Below are 22,741 nucleotides of genomic sequence, written 5' to 3'. Positions count from 1 at the left end.
GCTATCGTCGGATCGAAGGCGAAGCTCATATTCTATGCAACCCTATCCCCGGCCGGCGCCGCCCATGCCCCCCTTTACCAAATCCGACCTCATTTGGTTCAACGGCGAACTGACACCCTGGGACGACGCCCGTATACACGTCAGTGCGCACGCGCTGCAATACGGTACCGGCGTCTTCGAGGGGATGCGCTCCTACGACACCGCCGATGGCCCGGCGATCTTTCGCCTCGACGCCCACATGCGTCGATTCGCGGCGTCTGCGTCGTACTACGAAATCGCGTGGCCCTACTCCTTCGAGCAACTCTGCGCCGCGTCGCTCGACGTCATCCGAGCGAACTCGCTGGATAACGCGTATCTCCGCCCACTCGCCTTCTTCGACTCGTACAGCTTCAACGTCTGGCCCAAGGGGTGCCCGGTCTCCGTCGCCATCATCGCCGTGCCCGGTCGGCCGTACATCCAGGGCGGCCCGGAGCGCGGCGTGCGCGTCACCGTCTCGAGCGTGCGCCGCATCGATGCCGCCTCGCTCCCGCCGTTCGTGAAAGCATGCGGCCACTACACCAACTCGGTGCGCGCCGTGCAAGATGCCAACAAGCGCGGCTTCGACGATGCGCTGATGCTGAACTACAAGGGAGACGTTGCCGAAGGCTCCGGCGCCAACCTCTTTCTCGTGAAGGACGGGCGCGTCATCACCAACGACGCCGACGCGTCCATCGTCCTCGGCATCACGCGCGACAGCGTCCTCCAGATCGCGCCCGACCTTGGCGTCCCCGTCGACGTTCGCCCACTCACGCTCGACGACGTCGCCGGCGCCGACGAGGCGTTCTTCACTGGCACTGCCATCGAGGTCACGCCGATCACCGAGGTGGACGGCAGTCCGGTGGGCGACGGCAAGCCGGGACCGATCACGCGTCGCATCCAGCAGACATACTTCGACGCTGTGCACGGCCGCCTGCCGCAGTACCACGCGTGGCTCGCGTACACGACTCAGGTGCAGACGGCGTAGGTCAACGGCTCGATGAACGTAGTGGACCCCTGACAGCTGTCCGCCGGCCGTCAGACCTTCGCCGCGACCTTCTGCGCGATCGGCTTCTGGATAGCTAGCTGCCGACCGAGATCGGGCACGCCGTATACGCGCACCATGAAGGTCGTGCTTCCCTTCTTCACATAGAGCGTCGAGAAATTACCGGCCGTCTCGGTGAACGCCTCGTCGCCGACGCCGCTTACGCTCGTCTTCGTGATGCCGGGCATCGGCCGCGTCTTGCGCGTCTGCCAGTCGCCAGGTGGCGAGTACATGAGGGAGACGACTTGATGCGTCGGCTTGTTGGCCGACCACGAGCACGTCTTCGTGCCAGCCTGTTGTCCCGCCGCGACGGTCTCGCCGAGCGCGGCGCTCACCTCGGCCACCGTGACCTGTGCGCAGGGATTGCTCGGCGCCTGGGCGCCGGCGGCCCGCAGGCCGGACGCGACGAGCAGGGAAGCGACCACCGGTACGAGCACTGAGACGAAACGAGCGGCGACTGCGGTCTGCTTCGAGCCACGCATTGTGTGTTCCTCCATGATCGAGCTCAGCTCTCACCTTCACAATCATGCGGCAAAGCCGCACGCAATGATCGCTTGTCACGTTCGGCGTTCGTCAGCTCGCAGGCGCGAGGAGCTCAAAGGTCCTCAAGCTCGTACGGCGCGTCAATAACGTCCTCCACCATCGTGTGAACTCGGACGTCAAACCATTCGCGAAACAGGCGACGGGTCCGGCGTGCCGGCCACTGAGTCTCGTCCGTGGACCAGCCGAAGAGCCAGTGTTCGAAGAAGAAGTCGAAATGCTTGGTGACAAACGCCTCGACTTCCTCGACAGTATCGAGCTCTGGACCGAGGAAGACGGTGAGTTCATCGCTCTCCTCTGAGAGCTTGAACCGCGGGCCATGGTCATCGAGCGAGTTAGCCCAGTCGGCGTATGGCTGCTTCGGGATGACGAGGATCGCTGACCGATTGAGACTTGCGATTCAACCCCCTGTTGCGAACTAACGCCCCTGCCAAGCTGCAAGCACTCCATGCGCAATATCAAAGACTAAATCGAGATGTTGGCCGGCGCCATTCCGCCGAGATGCAGAACTCCTCAGCCTCAGTGTTCGTTAGGCAACCTGCGCGATGAACTCGAGTTGGTAGTTGCGGACAGGCGTCCGGGAAACAACACGGTGGCTGCCAGCTGCAACGCAACGTTAGATGGGCACGACATCGCGAGCCCAGAACCGTAACGAGCCGGAACGCCCTTCGTAGTCATCAACGCGCACGCCCAGCCGATCGAGCTGACGTTCTGACACGTCCAAAATCTTCAATCCGCCGCTCACAGGCCCCCCTTCCTCAATCTCGATCGACTGCGGACTGAAAAAGCGCAATGTGCGGCGGCTGCCGTCGAGGTCCACAGTGAGATCGAGGAATGGCTCAGCGCTGTTCTCGGGTTTGAGTTCAAGTCGAAGGCCGACGATCTCATAGCGCCAAGCATCGGACAGCACTGGATGGTCGGGGTCATCGGAGCTCATGAGAACTTCCTCACCTGGATGCTCGTGCCCATCTCACGCGTTAGCCAGCTGCAAGGGAGATACAAAGATGCGCGCGAAGCACGCATCATCGATAGCTCCATTGTCAGCTTCAGCGTTCGTTAGCCTACAGCCACTACGAAAATCGAATCCGAAACCGAAGACTTTCACCACCGCCGTGGCCCACCGGCTTGATGAAGCGCTCAATCAGCTCACCACCGTTACTAATGATCACGCGCTGTGAGGCGACGTTATCCGGATCGGCGGTGAGCTCAACAAACGGCAACCCTTGGGCGCGCGCGAGCGGGAGTATGAGGCTCAGCGCGCGCGTCGCGTAGCCGCGTTGGCGCTTCCACGGCACAACGCTGTATCCGATGTGGCCCAGGCAATGCGGCGGAAGCACCGTGGTTCCGGGTTGCCAACGGAACGAGATACTGCCGCTGAACGCGCCATCCCACATCCAAAGCCGATAGCTCGGAAGGCGCGGAACGATGGACCCGTCGGAAAGCGTGATCGGCGGCCCGCGGCCCTCGGGGTCGATTTGCTCGGTGAGAAAGGTTTCCGGCTCCGCAGCGATGCGCTGGAGTTCATCGAGCCGAGCCTCAACTCGCTGCGTGTCCGCCGACCAACCGCGATCGAGCGCATCCGCGTAGCTCGCCAGGTGTTCGCGCGTCGGCCGCACGAGATCCATGTTCTGACCGATGATCTGGATGCGTGTGCAGCCTAGAAAATATGACTGGGCTGGCCCCCGGTTCTCACGTGGATTAGCTCCTCGGTGCGAACCGGAGTTGCCAGAGCCACCTGCGACGATCGAACTGTCGCACTCATCACGGAGACCAGCCCATGTCATCTGCTGCCCTTATCATCTATCTCGGCATGGATGTCCACAAGGACTCCATCACGATCGCGGTGCTGCCGGTCGGCGCGAAGACGCCGAGGCACGTCGACCGGCTTCCTAACGAGTTGCCGAAGCTCAAACGGTATCTTGATCGACTCGCCCGGCAGGGTGAGTTGCGCAGTTGCTATGAGGCGAGTGGCGCTGGCTACGTCCTCCACCGCGCGCTGCGCGACTGGGGCGACGCGTGTGAGGTGATCGCGCCGTCGCTTATCCCGCAACGCCCCGGCGTCCAGCGGAAGCACGACAAGCGAGACGCCTGCGAGCTGGCTCGGCTCTATCGCGCCGGCGAGCTCACGGCGATTCGCATCCCCACCGAGGCCGAGGAACGCGTGCGCGACGTCGTGCGGTGTCGCGAGACCTTCCAGCGCGAGATCCTGAAGTCGCGGCACTACATTCTCAAGTTCCTCGCCCGCCGTGGCTTCGTCTTTCGCGACGGGACGAACTGGTGTACGCCGCATCTCCGCTGGCTCGAGCACCTCACGAGTGAGCAATCGCCGCTCGCGCCCGCCGATCGGCTCGTGTTCCGGGAGTACCATGCGCTGCTCGCGTACAAGTTGCAGCGGCGCGACGAGCTCGATCGCCAGATCGAGCAGCTCGCGCTCCTCCCGACGCTCGCTCCCGCGGTCGCGCGGTTACCGTGCTTCCGCGGGATCGGGCTTCGTGCGGCGATGGTGTTGGCGACGGAGATCGGCGACTGGCGGCGCTTCGAACGGCCGGGCCAGCTCGCGGCCTACCTCGGTCTCGTCTGTCGTGAGGACTCGAGTGGCCCGCGCGAGCGGAAAGGCTCGATCACGAAAGCGGGGAACAGCCACTGCCGGCACGTGCTCGTGCAGGCGGCGTGGTGCTATCACTATCGCCCCAACCTGAGCGTCGAGATTCGTCGGCGGCAACAGGGCCAACCGGCCACGGTCATCGCCCACGCGTGGAAGGCGCAGCAGCGATTACACCAACGGTATCAACATCTCGCGTATCGGAAGGTGCCGCAGATCGCGGTCGTGGCGGTGGCGCGAGAGTTGGTCGGCTTCTTGTGGGCCGTGATGCGGGACCTGCCGGCGCCGGAGGTCGCGCTCGTCGCCTAACGAATTGATGAAGATGTGGTCGCGTGCGCCTGGGGCTCGAAGGGCGAGCACTCCCGATGGCGTTATGCGGCTCGCGGGTAAGACGCGAGATCCCCGAGTCTAGAAGGGGCCAGCTCCCGACGAATCCAATTCTTGTGGCTCCGGCATGGCGACGTGCTGACCGGCGTATATCAGCAGGATTCACCGTCGATGCTGCTCCAGACCACGCGACCTCATTCGCTCCTTGACAGCAGCCCAGTCATATCAACGCCAGAGTTAACCTGCGAGCGCATAACCCAACCGGTTCGCGATGCTAAAGGGAAGATACCGGATGCCACCTCCCCACCGGATGCTCCCAGCGCTCGGCGGGTTCAACGGACGTTAGGTAGCGCGGTCCACGAGTCTTAGAATCCACGCGACCAGAACGGCGAACGGTCCGTTAAGCGCGATCGTTGTCGCCAGGGCAGGCCACACGGCGCGGGTGACCAGGGGCCGGCCAGTGCTGCGGCGCCACCAGACGGCGTAGACGCTGAGCACGATCGAAGCGCCCGCCACCGCAACACCGGCCCACTCCAACGCTGGCGCGGCGGGATGCCGCCGCGAGAACGTCCAGCCGACTGCGCCACCGACGACCCAGGATAGCAGAGACGCCACGGCCGCAACGCTCGGCGGTGCAGCGCGTGTGGTGTTCGCGGGGCGTGCCTCGGACGCATCGCCGATAGGCATATCTGTATCGCCCCGGAGAATTGGGCGCTACCTAACGCAGTAGAGATTCTTGCCGCGCGAAGCCGCGGATAAGAATCTCCTGTTGAACTCGATCCGCCGTGAATGGTGCGACGGACCTACACTTGGAATTTGATCGAAATCGAAGAGCGCGTGGACGACCGTTCCGCTGGTGCGAAGATGCCGGCTGGCCAGAGTCGAAGCAAGTCTGAGCGTCGCACGTGGTCGGCGTGAGCGCGATCGCGGTGCACGACAGGGACGTGGGCACAGCCCGGCTGGGCAGTCCGCGTGGTGAGCGGAGCGCCGGCCGCTGCGCAGGTGGCTACGCGACGCGCGAGCATAGCGGCGGAGCGCGCGAAGGGAGGTAGCGTTGCACGAGCACACGGTGACCGCGAGAGCACACGGGGCATCGGTTCGCGAGCGGCACGAACGAAGGGGGTGACTGATCGTCGCGTGTCGAGGTCGCGGCGGCGGCGGTGGAGGGCGACGCTCCGCGCGCACTGGATGAAGCATGATGCGCGATGAGATGGCGAGCGCGTTCGAGATCCGCGCGATGACTGGGGCTCAGGAGCCCGTACCAGCGGACCTTGGTGAAGCCTCGTGGTAAGACGTGGTGCAGAAATCGAGTCAGGAAGACGTCGACTGGCAGCGTGAGCGAGCGTGTTGTGTGCGTCCGCGCGTCCGTGTACTGAAACGTGACGCGCCCGTCGGCGAAGCGTTCGAGTCGTTGATTCGTGAGCGCGACGCGATAGACATAGCGCGAGAGGTATAGCGTCGCGTGTGCACCAGTACCAGCTTGCTCAACATGGACGGTCCAGCGGCGGTGCCATACGCGGGCATCGATATTCGAGACAACACCAGCGCGTGTCAGCGCATCGCGCATCTTCGCGCGAAAGATCCGGGAGAGCACATAGCCTGGCAAAAGGAACCGAGGGTGTGCTGGCCGAATCCACGCCGCTCCATCCGCGGTCAGACCACCTGCGCTCACCAGGAGATGCACGTGCGGATGGTAGTCGAGCGTGCGTGACCACGTATGGAGCACGGCGAGGATGCCAGGCGTCCCGCCGATCCAGGCGCGATCGGCGGCGACGCGTTGTACGGTGGCAGCTGCCTCGCGGAGCAACGCCCCATAAACCGAGCGCTGATGACGATGCGCCACTGTCCGCAGCTGCGCGGGCAAGGTAAAAGTGAGCAAATAGTAATCGCACGGAAGCAAGCGCTCCTGGACTCGATCGAGCCACCGCTGGGCACGATCGGTCTGGCACTTTGGACAATGGCGACTGCGACAGGAGTGATAGCGGTAGTCGAGCGCGCCGCAATCGTCACAGCGATACAGCGAGCCGCCGAGGGCTGCAGTGCGACACTGGATGATGTCATGGAGTGCCCGGCGCTGGGACGGCAGAAGCGTGCCGGCGTGCGTAGCGACGTACGCCGGTCCTGCTGCGCGGATGATGTCCGCCAGCTCGAGCACGAGACGCGGCCGACGCGAGCTACGGGGCCGGCATCAACTCATTTATCGGATCGATGGCCGCGTCGCGCAGCTCGCGGGTCACGTGCGTGTAGATCGACGTTGTACTGGGACTGCTATGCCCCAGGTATTCCTGAATGAGCGCGAGTGGCACGCCGGCTTCGAGCAGATGTGTCGCGTAGCTGTGCCGAAGCGTGTGCACGTGCGCCCGTTTCTGGACGCCGCTATCGGTCACCGCCCGGGTGAACGCGCGCTGCAGAACGGTGGCATCGATTGGCCCAATCGTCGGATCCGAGACGGCGCGTGGGGGCCGCCGACGCGGCGCGGGAAAGACCCACACCGGATTGCGATGCGTGCGCCAGTGGGCGCGGAGCACCGTGAGCAAGGCGTGCGGTATCGGCACCATCCGGTCGACGCCCCCCTTGCCGCGCCGGATGTGGAAGAGCAAGCGGTCACTGTCGATCTGCTCGACGTGAAGATCGAGCGCCTCGCACAAGCGGAGGCCACACGAGTAGATGGTCGTGAGGCAGGTGCGATACATCGGCGTGCGCACCGCTCCGAGCACGCGCCAGACTTCGTCCCGGCTGAGGACGACCGGAAGTTTTCGGTCCCGTTTCGGCCGCGCCACGTCGAGGATGGTCCAGTGGCGACCGAGTGTCTGTTCGTAGAAGAAGCGCAGCCCGCACAAGGTCTGCGTGAAACTCGCGCGACAGAGTTTACGCTCGCACGTGAGATAGAGCAGATACGCGCGCAGCTCGGCTTCCGTCAGTTGGTCAGGTGCACGCCGATAGTGCTGCGCCAGGCGAGCGACGACCGCGACGTATGATTCGACCGTCCGCTCAGCATAGCCTCGGAGCTGGAGGTTCTCGGTGAGGCGCCGGCGTAGAGCCGTCATATGATCCTCTCAGGGAAAGGGAGGAGAGGATCAGATCAGCGCGACCGCGGAACATCAACCGCGCGCTAAGGGTGGCCACTGCGCAACGTCCATCCGCCGCAGGCGGATTGAGTTCAACGCTAATTAGATAGCGGGATTCACAAACTCGAAAATACGTAACCCATCACTGCTCGCAATCTAAGCTACGAGCTGGATTGCTCCCTCTTTGTTTAACTGCTGACAACACTGACTGATCGGCCTCGCATTCCCGAAGCGCCTGCAGTCTAATGTCGCGCGCTTGCAATGTAAGGTGTACGGCGGCATCGCCCGAGGCCGAGCACGCGGCAGGGACCCCCAGTCCCCGCCCCGACCACGTTCGCCGCGCTGTCGGACGCGCCAATACTCACAGCAGATCGGCGGGACTCGTCACACCGAGCCCGCCCCGGTTGAGCACCTGCGTATAGATCATCGTTTTCCGTACATCCGAGTGGCCCAGCAATTCCTGTATCGTGCGGATATCGGCGCCCGCCTCGAGGAGATGCGTCGCGAACGAATGGCGAAAGGCGTGACACGTCACCCGCTTCGTTAGGCCGGCACCGCGCGCGGCGCGGGCAATGGCGCGATGGATGACCGTCATGTGAAGATGATGACGCCGGCGAACGCCGAGTGTGTCCACAAAAGTCCGTGTCGCCGCGAAGAGGTAGGCCCACGGCCAACTGATGCTCGCCCTGGGATACTTCCGCTCGAGAGCCACGGTGAGTCCCGTGCAGCGAACGCTCAGCTTCAGGTCACGATAATACTGGCGCTGCCGCTCGCGCAAATGACGTCGCAACGCGGGCAGCGCCGCCACCGCAATCGGTGCGCGCCGGTCCTTCCCACCCTTCCCATTCCCCAACACGATCTCGCGTCGATCGAGATCGATGTCATTCGCGCGCAACGTTAGGCACTCGAGCACCCGCAGACCGCTGCCGTACATCAGTAATACGGCGAGCCGCGGAACCGGCTCGAGTTGCTCGAGCAGACGTCCGATCTCGCGCTGCGACAGGACGATCGGAACGCCCCGCTGCTGACGCGCCGGCGTGATCCCTGGTATTCGATCGAACGGCGCATGGAGCACGCCTGCGTACAGAAAGGTCAACGCCGCCAATGCCTGATTCTGAGTCGACGGCGCCGCTCGCCCTTCCACACACATGTGCGCAAGAAACTCACGCACGTGCAGCGGCCCGAGCTCTCGCGGATGCCGCCGGCCAAAATGAACCACGAACCGGCGAATCCAATGCACGTACGCGGCGATAGTCCGTTCGCTATACCGCCGCTCCCGACCGCATCGACGCACCTGTTCGAGCAGACGAAACCGTCGTACCGGATCAGGCGCTCCAACGAGATGCGCTTTGGGAATGAGCACGACTCCAGTCTGCGGTGCGACCGGCAGCGCGCACCATCGTTTCACCGCATGGCGAAGCCGCCTCATCCCAATTCCTTGCCCCGCGCGCGCGCACCAGATAAGCTCGTGCTTCCCGTACCACACTGACCATGCATCCATATCGCATCCTTGCCGCACTATTCGTGGCGGTACCGCTCGCCGCGCAGCAGCCCCAGCTCGGCTACTACCGCTTCCCGACGATCTCAGGCAATTCCATCGTCTTCACCGCCGAAGGCGACCTCTGGCGCATCCCCATCGCCGGCGGCGTCGCCCAGCGACTAACGACCGCACAGGGCGAAGAATCACACGCCGCCATCTCGCCCGACGGCAAAACCATCGCCTTCTCGGCGTCCTACGAAGGACCGACTGAGGTCTACACGATGCCGATCGACGGCGGCGCGCCGACGCGACGCACATTCGAGGGCGGTGCCGCCATCGTCACCGGGTGGACGCCCGACGGCAAGGTCCTCTACTCGACGCGCCACTTCTCGACGCTCCCCAACAACGAGCTCGCGACCGTCGATCCGCGCTCCAATGCCACTGCGGTCGTGCCTCTCGCGCAGGCAAGCGACGGCTCGTATGACAACGCCACGCTCTTCTTCACGCGCTTTGCCTGGCAGGGCAGCAACACCAAGCGCTATCGCGGCGGCACCGCGCAGAATATCTGGCGCTTCGCCTCGAACGCCGAGCACGCGCAGCCGCTCACCGGAGACTACGAAGGCACCAGCCGCTCGCCGATGGTGTGGAAGGGACGCGTCTACTTCGCCTCGGACCGCGACGGGACGATGAACCTCTGGTCGATGGACGAGAATGGCAAAGACCTCAAACAGCTCACGCGCCACGCAAACTTCGACGTCCAATCTCCCTCGTTAGGCGACGGAAAGATTGTGTATCAACTGGGGGCAGACCTCCGTGTCTACGACATCGCGTCGAACAACGACTCGCAGGTGCCGATCACCCTCGTCTCCGATTTCGACCAGACGCGCGAGAAGTGGATCAAGAATCCCGTCGAATGGATCTCCGACGTTCACCTCTCGCCGAACGGCGATCGCGTCGTCCTCACCGCGCGCGGCCAGCTCTTCGTCGCGCCGGTGCAGCAAGGCCGCCTCGTCGAAGCATTCCGCGACAAGAAGGTCCGCGTCCGCGACGCGCGCTTCATGCCCGACGGCAAAGGACTCCTCGCGCTCACCGACCAGAGTGGCGAAGTCGAGTTCTGGCGCGTCTCGGCGAATGGCATCGGCACGCCGACGCAGATCACGAACGACGCGAAGGTGCTGCGCTGGGACGGCATCCCGTCGGCCGACGGACGCTACATCGCGCACACGGACAAAGACCAGCAGCTCTGGCTCTTCGACACGCAGACAAAGAAGAACACGCGCCTCGCGGTGAACAAGGACGGCGGTTTCAGCGGCGTCCGCTGGTCGCCCGACGGAAAGTGGCTGGCCTACGCCGCGCCGGCCGACAACCAGTTCGATCAGATCTTCCTCTACTCTGTCGAGACTGGAAAGGCGACGGCAGTCACGTCCGACCGCTACGACAGCGAGAGTCCGACGTGGAGTCCCGACGGCAAGTGGCTGTATTTCCTGTCCGATCGGAACCTGCAATCGCTCGTCGGCGGGCCGTGGGGCGCCCGTGCGCCGGAGCCCTATTTCGATAAGCAGACGCTCATCTACGCTTTGGCACTCGCGCCCAACGAGCGCAACCCCTTCCAGCCGGACGACGAGCTCGGATCGGGAAAGCCAGTCGCGATCAAGACAGACAGCACGGCGAAGTCGCCGGCACCGGACAGCATCAAGCCGCCCGCCACGCGCCAGGGCGTGCCGCCATCGCCGCGCCTAACGGTCGACCTCGACGGCATCGACCGCCGCATCATCGAAGTCCCCGCACCCTCCGGCAACTACGGCCTCCTCTCGACCGACGGCAAGCGTCTGTACTATCTCTCGCGCGACGCGGGCTTCACCGCGCGGCCGCAGCTCATGACCTTCCCGATCGAGAACAAGGAGCCGAAGCCAGAGACGTTCATGGCCGACGTCCGCGGTTACGAGCTCTCCCTCGACGGCAAGAAAGTCCTCGTCAGGCGCGGCAATGACATCTACGTCGTCGACGCCGGCGCGAAGGCGCCGACCGACCTCTCCAAGGCGGGAGTCAATCTGCAGAACTGGGTGTTGCACTTCGAACCGCGCGACGAGTGGCGGCAGGAGTTCGCCGACGCGTGGCGACTCGAGCGCGACTACTTCTACGATCGCGGCATGAACGGCGTCGACTGGCCGGCGATGAAAGAACACTATCGGCCGCTCGTCGACCGCGTCACCGACCGCGCCGAGCTGAGCGACATCCTCGCGCAGATGGTCGGCGAGCTCTCGGCGCTCCACATCTTTGTCTACGGCGGCGACTTCCGCCGCGGTTCCGAAGCCATCGCTCCCGCGTCACTCGGCGCACGCCTGACGCGTGACGAGAGCGGCGGCGGCTATCGCGTCGACCACATCTATCAAAACGATCCCGACTCGCCGCGCGATCTGTCGCCGCTCGCGCGCTTCGGTGTGAACGTGAACGAAGGCGATATCATTGAAGCCGTCAACGGCATTCCGACACTCAGCGCTGACATCGGCTCGCTCCTGCGCGACGAAGCAGATCGACAGGTGCTGCTCCGCGTCAAGCCGAAGACCGGTGGCGAACGAGAAGTCATCGTCACGCCGATCAGCCAGCAGCGCGAGCAGGGACTTCGATACTCGGAGTGGGAGTACACGCGCCGCGTCGAGGTCGAGAAGAAGAGCGCCGAACAGATCGGTTACGTGCATCTCCGCGCGATGGGACAGAACGACATCGCGGAGTTCGCCCGCGATTATTACCCCGCCTTCAACCGCCAGGGTTTGATCATCGACGTTAGGCACAACAACGGCGGCAACATCGACAGCTGGCTTCTCGAGCGGCTGATGCGCAAGGCGTGGTTCTTCTGGCAGGCCCGCACCGGAAATCCGTACTGGAACATGCAGTACGCTTTTCGCGGACACATGGTTGTGCTCACCGACGAGAATACTGCTTCCGACGGTGAAGCGTTCAGCGAAGGCTTCCGCCGGCTTGGCCTCGGAAAGCTGATCGGCACCCGCACGTGGGGCGGCGAGATCTGGCTCTCGTCGAGCAACAACCTCGTCGATCGCGGCATCGCGACGGCGGCGGAGATGGGCGTCTACGGTCCCGAGCGGCAGTGGCTCATCGAGGGCCACGGCGTCGATCCGGACATGGTCGTCGACAACGAACCACACGCGACGTTCAAAGGTCAGGACGCGCAGCTCGACGCGGCGATCGCGTATCTGCAGGGCGAGATCAAGGCGCATCCGGTGCCGGTGCCGGCCGCGCCTGCGTATCCGAACAAGTCGCTCAAAGCAGCGGTGCAGGCGGGGAACACCAAGGCAGGCGCGCCGAAGCGGAATGACCAGCGATGACGCGCGGCCACTCGTTCTCTTTGCGACGTACGCCGAGCGGCCCGGGCTGAGCGAGGACGACCAGTTGTTCGCGCGCGCGGTCGAGCTTCGCGGCGCGCGCGTGAAGGCAGTGGTGTGGGACGATTCGGCGGCGGCTTGGTCCAGCGGCGCCGCCGTCGTCATTCGGTCGACGTGGGACTATCACCTGCGTCGGCCGGATTTTCTCCGGTGGATCGATCGCGTCGGCAGCGAGACCGTGCTGCATAACGACGCACGCGTCGTCCGCTGGAACTCGCACAAGCGCTATCTCGGCGCAATCGCGGAACGCGGCGTCCCGGTGATCGACACGGTGTTCGTCGACGGGGGGGCGAGTCTCGACCTGAGCGACGTCGCTCGCGCCCACGGTTGGACCGACATCGTCGTGAAGCCCGCGGTCTCCGCGTCGGCACACGAGACGCGCCGCTTCGATGCGAACGAAACCGCGCAAGGTCAGGTGCATCTCGATCGCCTGCTCGCGACGCGCGACGTGATGATTCAACCACACCTCTCGGCGCTCGCCGAGGAGGGCGAATTGTCGCTGCTCTTCGCGCGGGGCCAGTTCACGCACGCGGTGCGGCGTCGCTCGGCGCTGGTCGAAGGACATTTGATGCCGAAGTCGGCTCCGGCCGAGGCGCCGGCGAGCGCTCGCCGGTGTGCGGAGCGCGTCCTCGAGGCCGCCGGAGCGATCACCGGCGTCCCGCCTAACGAACTGCTCTACTCGCGCGTCGACCTCGCACCCGCTGGCGATGAGTATCTGCTGCTCGAGCTCGAGCTGATCGAGCCGTCGCTGTTCTTGCTACACGCACCTGACGCGGCAGAACGCTTTGCCGCGGCTCTCCTCTTGTCATCCTGAGCGACGGCGCACGTACCAAACCCCAATCGCGGTCATCACTGCGATCGATCCGGCTCCGCTCCACAGCCCTTTCTGCGCCACCGGATCCAGCGCCAGCAACGGACCGAGACTAAACACGAGGAGCGCGGTCGCGCCGCCGGCAACGGCAAGCGCCCATGGCGCCCACCGTTTGCCGGTCCACAGCGCGTATGCGGCGACGAACGAAAAAATGGCGACGTCGAGGTGCTCGAGTGCGAGAAGGCGGGGGTCGCCATTTCCTCGCATGCCGAGCACCGCCTGCGCCACGTGCGGCACGCCGAGCACGCCGACGAAGACCGCAATGATGCGGACAATGATCGACGAACGCCGTTCGACGTTCAGCAACGGCTCAACTCGCGGCGAGACTATGGTACGGGCCTGAGATCGCTCACGACCGGCAGCACGAGATGCGACGCCGCCTGAGGCGTGCGATACACCTTGATTGTCGCCGGACGGTAATCCGACGCCTTGGCCTCGAAGATGTTCGGGACGAACGTCTGCGGGTTCCGATCGATGATCGGGAACCACGTACTCTGCACCTGCACCATGATCCGATGTCCCTTCTGGAACCGGTAGCTCTGGCCGTGCAGGCTGTACTTGAACTCCGTCGTCTGATTGGGCGTGATCGCTTCCGGGCGCTCGTAGCTCTTGCGGTACCGCCCGCGCAGTACCTCGTTCGCGACCATGAACTCGTACCCGCCCATCTTTGCATCGTTAGGCATCTCCTCCGGGTACACATCGATGAGCTTCACGATCCAGTCGGCATCACTCCCTGATGTTGCCGCGAAAAGATCGGCGCTGACATCGCCCGCGATCGTCACGTCCTGCGTCAACACCGGCGTCTCCCACGTCAGGACATCGGGACGGTCCCGCACGAACCGCTGATCCTCGGTGAGCCAGGTGTACCAGCCGGAGCCCCGCGGATCGTACGTCGCCTGGATCGGCCGATGCCGGTATGGCACCGGATGCGCGGGATCGGAGACGTACGAGTCATAAGCCAGCGCGCCCTGCTGCACCACGGGCGGGTCGAAGGACAGATCGCCGTTATCGCGGAAGAAGATCGAGCGCGCGGTGACATTGGCCTTCGGCGGCCACGCGTCGTAGTGGCGCCACTGATTCGACCCGGCCTCGAACGTGATCGCCTCGGGTTGATGCAGATTGCCGCGATCCTTCAGGTAGTACGCGAAGAACGGAGCCTGAATGCTATCGCGGAAATACTTCGACGTCGGGCTGCCAAAGTCGATGTTGCCGAGCTTCTGTCCCGACTGCGCATTCCATCCGCCGTGATTCCACGGACCGACGACGAGAAAGTTCTTGTTTTGTGTGTCGAACTTCTCGAGTCGCTCGTAGATCTGCACCGGGCCGTAGAAATCCTCCTGGTCCCACCATCCGGCGACGTTGAGCGTGGGCACGGTGACCTGCGTCAACGCCGGGATCAGCGTTTGTCGCTGCCAGAAGAGATCGTAATTGGGATGCGCGACGTAGTCGTTCCACGTCGGAATCTTGCCGTGCAGGTACTTCGCGTTGACGTTCGACAACGGGCCTAACGTGAGATACCACTCATAGGTGTCGTACTTGTCGAAATTGAAGTTCTCGACGTCCTTGCCCGCCTCCATCATCGCCGCGTACTCGAAGCCGTAACTGAGGCGGAACGCGCCGTTGTGATGGAAGTCGTCGCCGAGCCACATGTCCGAGGGCGATGCCTGAGGAGACGAAGCGCGCAGCGCAGGATGCGGGTCCGTGAGCGCCATCGCGGTTGTCCATCCATCGTACGAAACGCCTAACATGCCAACGCGGCCGTTGTTCTGGGGCACGTTCTTCACGAGCCAGTCGATCGTGTCGTACGCGTCCGTCGCCTCGTCGATGGCTTTCGGGTTCTTGCGCTGCGCTGCGTCGCGCGCGGGGCGCTGCATTACGAACTGCCCCTCGGACTTGAAGCGCCCGCGAATGTCCTGGAAGACGAAGATGTATCCGTCGTCCGCGAGCTCCTTGTACGAGGCATCGAGCGCGCCGGCGAGGTTGTCGATGCCGTAGGGCGTGCGTCGGAAGATGATTGGCAACTGCCCTGCTTGATCTCGCGGAGCGTAGATGTCGGTATTGAGGCGAACGCCGTCGCGCATCGTGATCATGGCGTTCGTCTTCACGTAGCGCTGTACGTTGTCGGACGCAGGCTGCTGCGCGCCGGCGACATTCGCCGCGAGCGCGAAGACGAGGAAGGCTCGAATTCTCATCGGTTCGTCAGGGTGGTGTTGGAGACGCACGAGCATGGGCCGGGTACGTGGATCGCGCAAGCCTTACGATTGATCGTGGTACAACGGTAGGTCATCTTGAGACGTAGCCTCCAACATCATCTCTCACCGCGATCAGAATGACCACTCGCCGCGATTTCCTGAAAACCACGGCCATTGCTGGCGGCGCCGTTGGCCTCGGCGTCAACCTCGATGGTTGCGCGCATCCAGCGCAGATCCCACCAAACGACCGCGTCGAGTTCACCACCCCACCGCGAGAGAAGGCGCCGCGTCCGCTCCGCATTCTCATCCTCGGCGGCACGGGATTCATCGGGCCCTATCAGGTGCAGTACGCGCTCGATCGCGGTCACACGGTCACGCTCTTCAATCGTGGCAAAACGAACCCGAAACTCTTCCCGACCGTCGAGAAGCTCATCGGCGATCGCAATGGCGACCTCAAGTCGCTCGAGGGGCGCCAATGGGATGCGGTGATCGACAACTCGGTGCAGACCGATCCGCATTGGGTTACGCTGAGCGCCGATCTGCTGAAGAACAGCGTCAAGCAGTACGTCTTCGTGTCGACGCGTTCGGTCTACTCTGACCTGAGCCGCGTGCCGATGACCTCGGACGCACCCGTCTTCACGGAAGAGACGGCGCGTTGGGATCGCAGCAAGCCGATGCCATATGGTCTCGTGAAGGCGCTCGCCGAGAAGGAGGCGCAGAAGTATTTCCCGGGTCGCACGACGATCGTTCGACCAGGGCTCATCATCGGACCGGGTGATCTAACCGACCGCTTCACCTATTGGCCCGTTCGTATCGAGCGGGGTGGAGAAGTGCTCTCGCCTGGCGACGGCAGCGATCCCGTTCAGATCATCGACGCGCGCGATCTCGCGGAATGGATGGTTCGCCTGGTCGAGCAAGATGCCCCTGGTGTGTTCAACGCCGTCGGTCCGAAAAACCCGCGTTCGTTCGCCGAGTTTCTCCATGGCATCAAGGCCGCGACCAGCTCCGAGGCGACATTTACATGGGTCGACGCGGATTTCCTCATCGCCCGTGACGTGCGCGCGTACCGAGAGATGCCCGTCTGGCAGCCCGCGCGCGGTAAGAATCTCGGCTTCGCGCGGTTCGATATCTCGCCCGAGCTCGCGTTAGGCATCACCTTCCGCCCGCTCGCGGTGACGACTCGCGACACGCTCGACTACTATCACTCGCAGCCGCCCGCGCGTCAGGAGACGCTGCGCGCGGGTCTTGCCGCGGACCGCGAGGCGCAAGTGCTTGCTGAATGGCACGCTCGTAAGGCTTGAGCCGCTCAAGTCCTCAACGCAATATTTGGATCGACGTTCGACGCCCGCCGAGCCGGTATCCAGCTCGCCACGAACGACGCCAACAGCACAGTCACTGCGACCGCGAAGTACACCAGCGGGTCCGCAAGACGCCCGCCGTGCATCAGGCCGCCGATCACCGGCGCCGCAAGCGCGGCGGCCGGCAATCCAATCACCAACCCGACCACGACGAGCAGTAACGCGTCGCGCAGAACCATCGCGCGTAGCGTTCCACGAGTTGCACCGAGCGCACCGCGAATTCCTATCTCGCGCGTGCGTCGGCTCACCGTGTAGGCTAGCACGCCGTGAATGCCGACGAGCGAGAGCACAAGGCCGATCAAGGCGAAGGCCATGATCTGAAGCGCGTTCGTTCGCACGCCCGCAAGCTGCAGCGCGACCTGCTCGGCGACGAGCTGTGTGAAGAGCGGCCGATCCGGCACGGCGCGGATCAGCGCCTGACGAGTCGGACGGAGCAGCGCTTGTGGCGCCAGGCCATTCGTGGCCCGAACGACATAAGTCGGAAAGGCCGAGGGCGCCTGCTCATACGGACGATACACTTCGGGTCCATCGATCGCGAGCAACACGTTAGGCTGAGTCGCCTTGTTGTCGCGGACGACGCCGACAACCGTCACCGTTACCCTCACGCGCGGCGCGCTGTCGACGCGGAACATCTGGCCGACTGCGTTCGTCCCGGGCCACCACTTCCGCGCCGCCCACTCGTTCACGATCGCGACGGGCACCGTCGTCTCGCGGTCGGCGTCGTTGAACTCGCGACCGGCAACGAGACGAACGCCGGCCGTCGAGAAATAGGAAGAGCTCACCGAGATGACGTTCTTCGGCGTCAGCGACGGCGCGAGCGGAGACGCGTCTCCCGCGAGGCGGATCTCACCGGGCGCGCCGCGTATGCCGAGCGAGTTCGACGCCCGCATCGCCGCCGACGCCGCCCCAGGCAGCGCTCCCATATCCACGAGGATCCGTTTCGCCACCGGCACGTACGTCTCCTTCACGCGCCAGCTGTGCGGGAAGCTCGGCGTCCCCTGGACCAATCGCGCGGCGTCGAAGCCGACGTCGACTTGCGTTAGGCGGAGCACCGTTCGCGCCATGAGCGCCGCGCCGACGAGCAGCACGACGGCGCCCGCCGTTTCGGCGACGACAAAAGCCCGCTGGGTGAGGCTGCGCCGTCCACCACCCGCACCGCTCGCGCTCTCACGCAGGACACGCTGCACATCCATCCGGCGCACCGCGCGTACGGGCAAGAGGCCGAGCACGAGCGCGATGCCGAGCGAGAGCGCAATGGCAAAGGCGGCGACAGTGCCGTCGATTCGATACTCCATGCCGAGCGGCCGTATCGAGTCGAGCACCGCGAGCGACCGCAAACCGCGCAGCAGCCAACTCGCAAGGAGGAGCCCGAGCACGGCACCGGCGGCGACCAGCATCGCCTGCTGTGCGACAAGATATCTCGTTAGGTTGCCGGTTCCGCCGCCGAGGGCGGTTCGCACCGCGAGCTCGCGCTCCTGGTGCGCCGTGCGAACGAGCAGCAATGTCGCGACGTTGGCGACGGCGATCAGCAACACGCACGCGACGACGCCGGCAAAAATCACGTCGTGCGATTGCGTCGACGCGACATAGCGCTCGCGAAGCGGTTGGGCCGCGAGCTTCGTCGACACCGGCTGGCCGCGCGCGGTCATCTGCACCGCGGGCGCGATCGTCGTCAGCTCGCTCCGAAGCATGCTGATGGTCGCGTTAGGTGCGAGTCGGCCGACAACCGTCATATTTCGAATCGACGGACGCGTGCTCGGATCGAGCGTCGGCACCACGGGCAGCCAGAACTGCGAGCCAGACTCGAACTCGAAACCCGCCGGCATGACCCCTACTACCGTGTAGCGCGTGTCGCTGAGCTTCACGATCTTTCCGAGGATGTCGGGATCCTGCGCGAAGCGCCCGGTCCAGAGTGCGTAGCTCAGGACCACGACCGGCGTCGTGCCGAGGCGGTCATCCTCGGAGCTGAAGGTGCGACCGAGCGTCGCTCGTGCGTTCAGAAGCGGAAAGACGTTAGGCGACACGACGCCGCCGAGGATTGGGACGATTTCGTCGCCCAAGACCAGACCCTTGGCGCCGGAGGTGAACGCGGCGACGGCGTCGAGCGAATGGAAGGGACGGTTGCGCAGCACCTGGGCAAACGTCTCGTACGACGGATCGCAGCCGATCGGGCAGGCCGCCGCGCTGCCGTTCGCCGAGAGCGGCACTTCCTGAATGACGACGAGGCGGTCGCCATTGGGGAAGGGAAGCGCGCGAAAGCGGACGGCCTCGAGCACGCTGAATGCCGCCGCGCTCGCGCCAATGCCAAGCGCGAGCGACAACACAGTCGTCGCGACGAACACTGGGCTCCGCGACAAGGAACGCGCGGCGAGCCGTAGGTCGTGGCGCAACAGATCGAGTCGGTCGAAGACGCTAAGCGTCACGAGCACACCTCCAGGGCGTTCACTGCCTCGATCTTCAACGCGTCGATAAAGCAGTACAGCCCGCAGTGTGTCAAACCCGCGTTTCGAAACTCCCGCCGGTACGTTGCAGCCGAGCGGTAGATCCAGCCGTCCATGTCACCCTCCATGTCGTCCTCGCGGGCGTAGGCCTCGATGTAGGCAACGCCGCCTAACAAGCGGCGAATCTCGCGGAGCCCCCGGCCCAGGTCGGGCCTCGACACATACTGCAGCACGTCGGCGCAGACGACGAGATCGAACGGACCGCGCAGCTTCAGCGAACGGAGCGTGCCGAAACTTCCCTGCCTAACGTTTCGGCTCGCACCAAAGGTTCGCACCGCGTACTCGCTCGATTCGACGCCGATGTACCCGACGCCGGGCCGCATACGCCGGAGCGCGACGCACCATCGCGCCTCCCCGCATCCGACGTCGAGCACCGTTCGCACGCGGCGGCCAAGCATATACTCGGCGGCCGATACCGCGAGATGCACCTTCCGCTCGAGCGTGCGTTCCGACGTCACGCGCGTGTGTGGATCGCGATACCAGCGGTGGAAGTACGAGGAATCGTAAGCTTTCACGAGGAGCTAGAGGCTAGGGCCCAGGGGTTAGGGTGAAGTGAAAGAAGCAATGCATAATGCCACTCCCTGGCTCCTATCCCCTAGCCCCTAGCCCTTTTGGGTGTTGCAGGCCGGCATCGCTGCTCGTCCATCTTCCGCATGCGACCTTCTCTCGACAACCCGGCCATCCGCCAGACGGCGCTCAATCGCGCCAGATGGTTCGTGTTCGAGCATTTCGAGCTGGTGCTCGTGCTCCTGCTCGTGAGCAGCATGCTCGCGATCCACTGGTTCATCGACGAGAAGATCGCCTTTCTCAACTTCTACTACCTCCCTGTCATCGCCGCGGGGTTCTACCTCGGCCGGCGCAGCGCCGTTTGGTCTTCGGTATTCATCGTCGCCCTGGTTGCCTTCTTTGAAGCGTTCGTGGGCCTCAATGGCTCGGCCGCGCTCGAAAGCGGGCTGAATATCCGGCTCCTCTTCACGATGATCCCATGGGCAGGATTCCTCATCCTTACCGGGTACGCCGTCGGCACGCTTGCCGATCAGCGGCGTGCGCGGCTCGAGGATCTCAAGGGCGCGTACATGACCATGCTGGAGCTGCTGACGTTCCATCTCGAGTCCAGCGAACGGCACAATACCGGTCACAGCTTCCGCGTCGCCGCACGCGCGGTCACGCTCGGCCGCGAACTCGGTATGCGCAGTGAGGAGCTGGAAGACCTTCGTGTCGCGGCACTCCTCCATGAGCTGGGGCCGCAGGACCCACGGCTGCTGCGACTCTTCGAGCAGTTCCCTGGCGATGTTCGCCAGTTGCCAATCGCGACGTCGATGCGCGCGGCGCTCGACCTCGTGAGCGAGTACAGCCATTACCACGAGCACGTCGGTGCTGATTGGCCCGTCGATCTCGTTCGCAGCTCCCTCGGCGTGAAAGTGCTCGCCGTCGCCGACGCATTCGAGACGCTGCAGATGCCAAGCCCAAACCGGCCGCCATTCTCGCCGTGGGGCGCCGTCGAGGAGATCGAGCGTGGTGCGGGTCAGATCTTCGCCACCGACGTCGTACGTGCGCTTCGCAAGCTCGCCGCGGCGCCGGAGCCGGTCGACCAGATTCCGCGCGCGTTGAGCGTGGTGCGCGGCGCATAGCCATCAGGTCTTCAGCACGACCAATGGGTCGACGCGTGCCGCACGCCGCGCCGGAACATAACAAGCAATGATTCCTACAAGCGCCTCGCCCGGTGCCCTCGCCTGCACGCTCCGACTGGCTTACAATCGATCTCTCGAGACTTCCGAGACGACTGATCACAATGCCACGCACGAAGAAAACGGCGACCAGGAAATCCTCGCGAGCGATGCGCGCGAAGTCGCGCTCCCGCTCCGGCCCCGCGACACTCGCCGTCGACATTGGCGGCTCTCACGTCAAAGCGTCGGTGCTCGACGCGCGCGGTCGCATGATTCACGACCGGGTGCGTATCGAGACACCGAAGCGGGTGACGCCACAGGAACTCGTGACGCTGATTTCGCAGCTGGTGCCATCACTGCCGCGATTCGATCGCGTATCTGTCGGCTTTCCGGGCGTCGTCCGGAACGGTGTCATTCGTACCGCGCCGAACCTCGGCACCGAGCGCTTTCAGGGCTTCAATCTGGCTCGGGCCCTCGAGCGACGATTGCATAAGCCGGTTCGCGTCGAGAACGATGCCGACGTGCAGGGACTTGCCGCGGTGAAGGGGAAGGGCGTCGAGATGGTGATTACGCTCGGCACCGGCTTCGGCTCGTCGATCTTCGTCGATGGACATCTCGGTCCACACCTCGAGCTTGCTCATCACAACTTCCGCAAAGACAAGACGTACGAGGACGAGCTTGGCGAGGCTGCGCGCCAGCGTGACGGCGACAACTCCTGGCAGCGCCACGTGCTGGAAGCGATCGACTCGTTACGCAATCTTACGAACTTCGACCATCTCTACATCGGCGGCGGCAATTCGCGTTTGCTCGACGTCGTTCTGCCTCGCGACGTGAGCGTCGTGTCGAACACCGCTGGCATACTTGGCGGCGTTCGACTCTGGGCGTAACGCTAGGGGCTAGGGGCTAGTAGGTGCTAAGCGCAAGAATTTCGTGGTTGGCACACGCATCCGGCACATCGCCTGCGGAACTGAAAAGGTCCCCGAGAGTCGAGGAGCTGGAGAGCCATGGACGACCGGACACACCGGGATCGTGACACCGCGCCGCCGAATCGTTCAGCGCCGAGCGGGCCGAATCCGGAGGATGATTCGTACCGCAACGGGCGCCACAGTTCGAGTGGCGGCGAGCGGACGAGCACCGATCGGTCGTCGTCCGGCAAACCGGCTCTCACCGACCGCGAACGCCGCGAGCGCTGGCCGGTCGATTGAGTCGATGGGACGCTAGCGCCCCTTTCGCACGAAGCCGATGTAATCCGTATACACTGGCTCACGGCCCGCGGCTCGCATCACGCGCGCGATCTGTCCGCGATGGTAATGGCCGTGCAGCGCGACGTGCGTGAGAATCTCGCGGACACTGTTGTCGAACGCGTTGCCGGCGCTGTTCCGGTAGCGCACGCGTTGTTCACGCGTGTCGTCGCGCCGGCCGATCAGTTCGCGAAAGCGCGCGCGGTTCTCGCTCTCGAGTTGCGCGACGTCGTCGAGCGACAGTGTCGGCCACACGGCGACTCTTGCCTTGGTGAGATCGATGCGACCGAGCCACAAATGCTCTGCTGCAACGACGTGTGCAAGGAGCCGGAGCGTCTCCGCGTCCGGCGGCTCCTTACGAAGCTCCGCGAACAACTCGTCATGCGCCCACCACATGTGAGCGAAGAGATTCTCGAGAAGGTCGGCCATGCTT

Annotated in this window: 21 protein-coding genes; 9 read left to right on the top strand and 12 right to left on the bottom strand. The window is 64.3% G+C overall.

Annotation, left to right across the window (positions count from 1 at the left end; translation table 11 throughout):
• Positions 1–64 precede the first annotated feature (64 nt).
• Positions 65–1,003 carry a branched-chain amino acid transaminase gene (locus VGH98_18960; GenBank protein HEY2378063.1) on the top strand — a complete coding sequence of 313 codons (939 nt, stop codon included), beginning with the start codon at positions 65–67 and terminating at the stop codon, positions 1,001–1,003.
• Positions 1,004–1,053: 50 nt separating this feature from the next.
• Here the strand turns inward: VGH98_18960 and VGH98_18955 are convergent, their stop codons facing one another.
• A complete protein-coding gene (locus VGH98_18955; protein ID HEY2378062.1) occupies positions 1,054–1,542 on the bottom strand; it encodes a hypothetical protein in 489 nt (162 codons plus the stop codon).
• A 164-nt stretch (positions 1,543–1,706) separates the two neighbouring features.
• Here VGH98_18955 and VGH98_18950 point away from each other — a divergent pair, with 164 nt between their 5' ends.
• Positions 1,707–1,901 (top strand): hypothetical protein, encoded by a 195-nt coding sequence (locus VGH98_18950; protein ID HEY2378061.1) that lies wholly within the window; start codon positions 1,707–1,709, stop codon positions 1,899–1,901.
• Positions 1,902–2,216: 315 nt separating this feature from the next.
• Here VGH98_18950 and VGH98_18945 read toward each other — a convergent pair whose 3' ends face one another.
• Positions 2,217–2,537, bottom strand: a complete 321-nt coding sequence (locus VGH98_18945) for a hypothetical protein (protein HEY2378060.1) — start codon at positions 2,535–2,537, stop codon at positions 2,217–2,219.
• A 133-nt stretch (positions 2,538–2,670) separates the two neighbouring features.
• A complete protein-coding gene (locus VGH98_18940; protein ID HEY2378059.1) occupies positions 2,671–3,225 on the bottom strand; it encodes a GNAT family N-acetyltransferase in 555 nt (184 codons plus the stop codon).
• Between the two features lie 152 nt (positions 3,226–3,377).
• On the opposite strand from VGH98_18940, the gene VGH98_18935 reads away from it, so the two are divergent.
• On the top strand, positions 3,378–4,511 hold the full coding sequence (locus tag VGH98_18935; GenBank protein ID HEY2378058.1) for an IS110 family transposase: 1,134 nt from the start codon (positions 3,378–3,380) through the stop codon (positions 4,509–4,511).
• Positions 4,512–4,871: 360 nt separating this feature from the next.
• Here VGH98_18935 and VGH98_18930 read toward each other — a convergent pair whose 3' ends face one another.
• From VGH98_18930 to VGH98_18915, 4 genes are all read right to left on the bottom strand, one after another.
• On the bottom strand, positions 4,872–5,216 hold the full coding sequence (locus tag VGH98_18930) for a hypothetical protein (GenBank protein HEY2378057.1): 345 nt from the start codon (positions 5,214–5,216) through the stop codon (positions 4,872–4,874).
• 319 nt (positions 5,217–5,535) lie between these two features.
• Positions 5,536–6,684, bottom strand: coding sequence for an IS91 family transposase (locus VGH98_18925; protein HEY2378056.1), 1,149 nt, complete (start codon positions 6,682–6,684; stop codon positions 5,536–5,538).
• Between the two features lie 19 nt (positions 6,685–6,703).
• The gene (locus VGH98_18920) at positions 6,704–7,576 is read right to left on the bottom strand and encodes a site-specific integrase (protein ID HEY2378055.1); all 873 of its coding nucleotides are present in this window, start codon (positions 7,574–7,576) and stop codon (positions 6,704–6,706) included.
• 382 nt (positions 7,577–7,958) lie between these two features.
• Positions 7,959–9,026: an integron integrase gene (locus VGH98_18915; protein ID HEY2378054.1), complete on the bottom strand. Its 1,068-nt coding sequence runs from the start codon at positions 9,024–9,026 to the stop codon at positions 7,959–7,961.
• Positions 9,027–9,088: 62 nt separating this feature from the next.
• On the opposite strand from VGH98_18915, the gene VGH98_18910 reads away from it, so the two are divergent.
• Both VGH98_18910 and VGH98_18905 read left to right on the top strand, forming a co-directional pair.
• Positions 9,089–12,421: a S41 family peptidase gene (locus VGH98_18910; GenBank protein HEY2378053.1), complete on the top strand. Its 3,333-nt coding sequence runs from the start codon at positions 9,089–9,091 to the stop codon at positions 12,419–12,421.
• Positions 12,408–13,292 carry a hypothetical protein gene (locus VGH98_18905; GenBank protein HEY2378052.1) on the top strand — a complete coding sequence of 295 codons (885 nt, stop codon included), beginning with the start codon at positions 12,408–12,410 and terminating at the stop codon, positions 13,290–13,292. The genes VGH98_18910 and VGH98_18905 overlap by 14 nt, the downstream gene beginning before the upstream one ends.
• On the opposite strand, the gene VGH98_18900 is transcribed toward VGH98_18905, so the two are convergent.
• Positions 13,284–13,655 carry a hypothetical protein gene (locus tag VGH98_18900; protein ID HEY2378051.1) on the bottom strand — a complete coding sequence of 124 codons (372 nt, stop codon included), beginning with the start codon at positions 13,653–13,655 and terminating at the stop codon, positions 13,284–13,286. The genes VGH98_18905 and VGH98_18900 overlap by 9 nt on opposite strands.
• 20 nt (positions 13,656–13,675) lie before the next feature.
• Positions 13,676–15,541 carry a CocE/NonD family hydrolase gene (locus tag VGH98_18895; protein ID HEY2378050.1) on the bottom strand — a complete coding sequence of 622 codons (1,866 nt, stop codon included), beginning with the start codon at positions 15,539–15,541 and terminating at the stop codon, positions 13,676–13,678.
• A 137-nt stretch (positions 15,542–15,678) separates the two neighbouring features.
• Here VGH98_18895 and VGH98_18890 point away from each other — a divergent pair, with 137 nt between their 5' ends.
• Positions 15,679–16,842, top strand: a complete 1,164-nt coding sequence (locus VGH98_18890; protein HEY2378049.1) for an NAD-dependent epimerase/dehydratase family protein — start codon at positions 15,679–15,681, stop codon at positions 16,840–16,842.
• Positions 16,843–16,847: 5 nt separating this feature from the next.
• Here the strand turns inward: VGH98_18890 and VGH98_18885 are convergent, their stop codons facing one another.
• Together VGH98_18885 and VGH98_18880 are read right to left on the bottom strand one after the other, a co-directional pair.
• Positions 16,848–19,322: an ADOP family duplicated permease gene (locus VGH98_18885; protein ID HEY2378048.1), complete on the bottom strand. Its 2,475-nt coding sequence runs from the start codon at positions 19,320–19,322 to the stop codon at positions 16,848–16,850.
• On the bottom strand, positions 19,319–19,915 hold the full coding sequence (locus tag VGH98_18880) for a class I SAM-dependent methyltransferase (GenBank protein HEY2378047.1): 597 nt from the start codon (positions 19,913–19,915) through the stop codon (positions 19,319–19,321). The genes VGH98_18885 and VGH98_18880 overlap by 4 nt, the downstream gene beginning before the upstream one ends.
• A 138-nt stretch (positions 19,916–20,053) precedes the next feature.
• Here VGH98_18880 and VGH98_18875 point away from each other — a divergent pair, with 138 nt between their 5' ends.
• From VGH98_18875 to VGH98_18865, 3 genes are all read left to right on the top strand, one after another.
• Positions 20,054–21,031: an HD domain-containing protein gene (locus VGH98_18875; GenBank protein ID HEY2378046.1), complete on the top strand. Its 978-nt coding sequence runs from the start codon at positions 20,054–20,056 to the stop codon at positions 21,029–21,031.
• A 161-nt stretch (positions 21,032–21,192) separates the two neighbouring features.
• Positions 21,193–21,954 carry an ROK family protein gene (locus VGH98_18870; protein ID HEY2378045.1) on the top strand — a complete coding sequence of 254 codons (762 nt, stop codon included), beginning with the start codon at positions 21,193–21,195 and terminating at the stop codon, positions 21,952–21,954.
• Positions 21,955–22,071: 117 nt separating this feature from the next.
• On the top strand, positions 22,072–22,272 hold the full coding sequence (locus tag VGH98_18865) for a hypothetical protein (protein ID HEY2378044.1): 201 nt from the start codon (positions 22,072–22,074) through the stop codon (positions 22,270–22,272).
• A gap of 12 nt (positions 22,273–22,284) precedes the next feature.
• Here the strand turns inward: VGH98_18865 and VGH98_18860 are convergent, their stop codons facing one another.
• Complete coding sequence (locus VGH98_18860) at positions 22,285–22,737, bottom strand: DinB family protein (GenBank protein HEY2378043.1); 453 nt, start codon at positions 22,735–22,737, stop codon at positions 22,285–22,287.
• Between the last annotated feature and the right edge of the window lie 4 nt (positions 22,738–22,741).

This window comes from Gemmatimonadaceae bacterium, from assembly GCA_036496605.1.
Taxonomy (GTDB): domain Bacteria; phylum Gemmatimonadota; class Gemmatimonadetes; order Gemmatimonadales; family Gemmatimonadaceae; genus AG2.
Note: the sequence above shows the minus strand (reverse complement) of the source record. Positions and strands in the feature narration are given on the sequence as shown.

Bases quoted from the DNA above. Each gene is read 5' to 3' on its own strand.
- VGH98_18890 (HEY2378049.1), top strand. From the start codon at position 15,679: ATGACCACTCGCCGCGATTTCCTGAAAACCACGGCCATTGCTGGCGGC.
- VGH98_18860 (HEY2378043.1), bottom strand. From the start codon at position 22,737: ATGGCCGACCTTCTCGAGAATCTCTTCGCTCACATGTGGTGGGCGCAT.
- VGH98_18910 (HEY2378053.1), top strand. From the start codon at position 9,089: ATGCATCCATATCGCATCCTTGCCGCACTATTCGTGGCGGTACCGCTC.
- VGH98_18870 (HEY2378045.1), top strand. From the start codon at position 21,193: ATGCCACGCACGAAGAAAACGGCGACCAGGAAATCCTCGCGAGCGATG.
- VGH98_18945 (HEY2378060.1), bottom strand. From the start codon at position 2,537: ATGAGCTCCGATGACCCCGACCATCCAGTGCTGTCCGATGCTTGGCGC.
- VGH98_18940 (HEY2378059.1), bottom strand. From the start codon at position 3,225: ATGGATCTCGTGCGGCCGACGCGCGAACACCTGGCGAGCTACGCGGAT.
- VGH98_18895 (HEY2378050.1), bottom strand. From the start codon at position 15,541: ATGAGAATTCGAGCCTTCCTCGTCTTCGCGCTCGCGGCGAATGTCGCC.
- VGH98_18905 (HEY2378052.1), top strand. From the start codon at position 12,408: ATGACCAGCGATGACGCGCGGCCACTCGTTCTCTTTGCGACGTACGCC.
- VGH98_18875 (HEY2378046.1), top strand. From the start codon at position 20,054: ATGCGACCTTCTCTCGACAACCCGGCCATCCGCCAGACGGCGCTCAAT.
- VGH98_18935 (HEY2378058.1), top strand. From the start codon at position 3,378: ATGTCATCTGCTGCCCTTATCATCTATCTCGGCATGGATGTCCACAAG.
- VGH98_18960 (HEY2378063.1), top strand. From the start codon at position 65: ATGCCCCCCTTTACCAAATCCGACCTCATTTGGTTCAACGGCGAACTG.
- VGH98_18915 (HEY2378054.1), bottom strand. From the start codon at position 9,026: ATGAGGCGGCTTCGCCATGCGGTGAAACGATGGTGCGCGCTGCCGGTC.
- VGH98_18920 (HEY2378055.1), bottom strand. From the start codon at position 7,576: ATGACGGCTCTACGCCGGCGCCTCACCGAGAACCTCCAGCTCCGAGGC.
- VGH98_18865 (HEY2378044.1), top strand. From the start codon at position 22,072: ATGGACGACCGGACACACCGGGATCGTGACACCGCGCCGCCGAATCGT.
- VGH98_18930 (HEY2378057.1), bottom strand. From the start codon at position 5,216: ATGCCTATCGGCGATGCGTCCGAGGCACGCCCCGCGAACACCACACGC.
- VGH98_18955 (HEY2378062.1), bottom strand. From the start codon at position 1,542: ATGCGTGGCTCGAAGCAGACCGCAGTCGCCGCTCGTTTCGTCTCAGTG.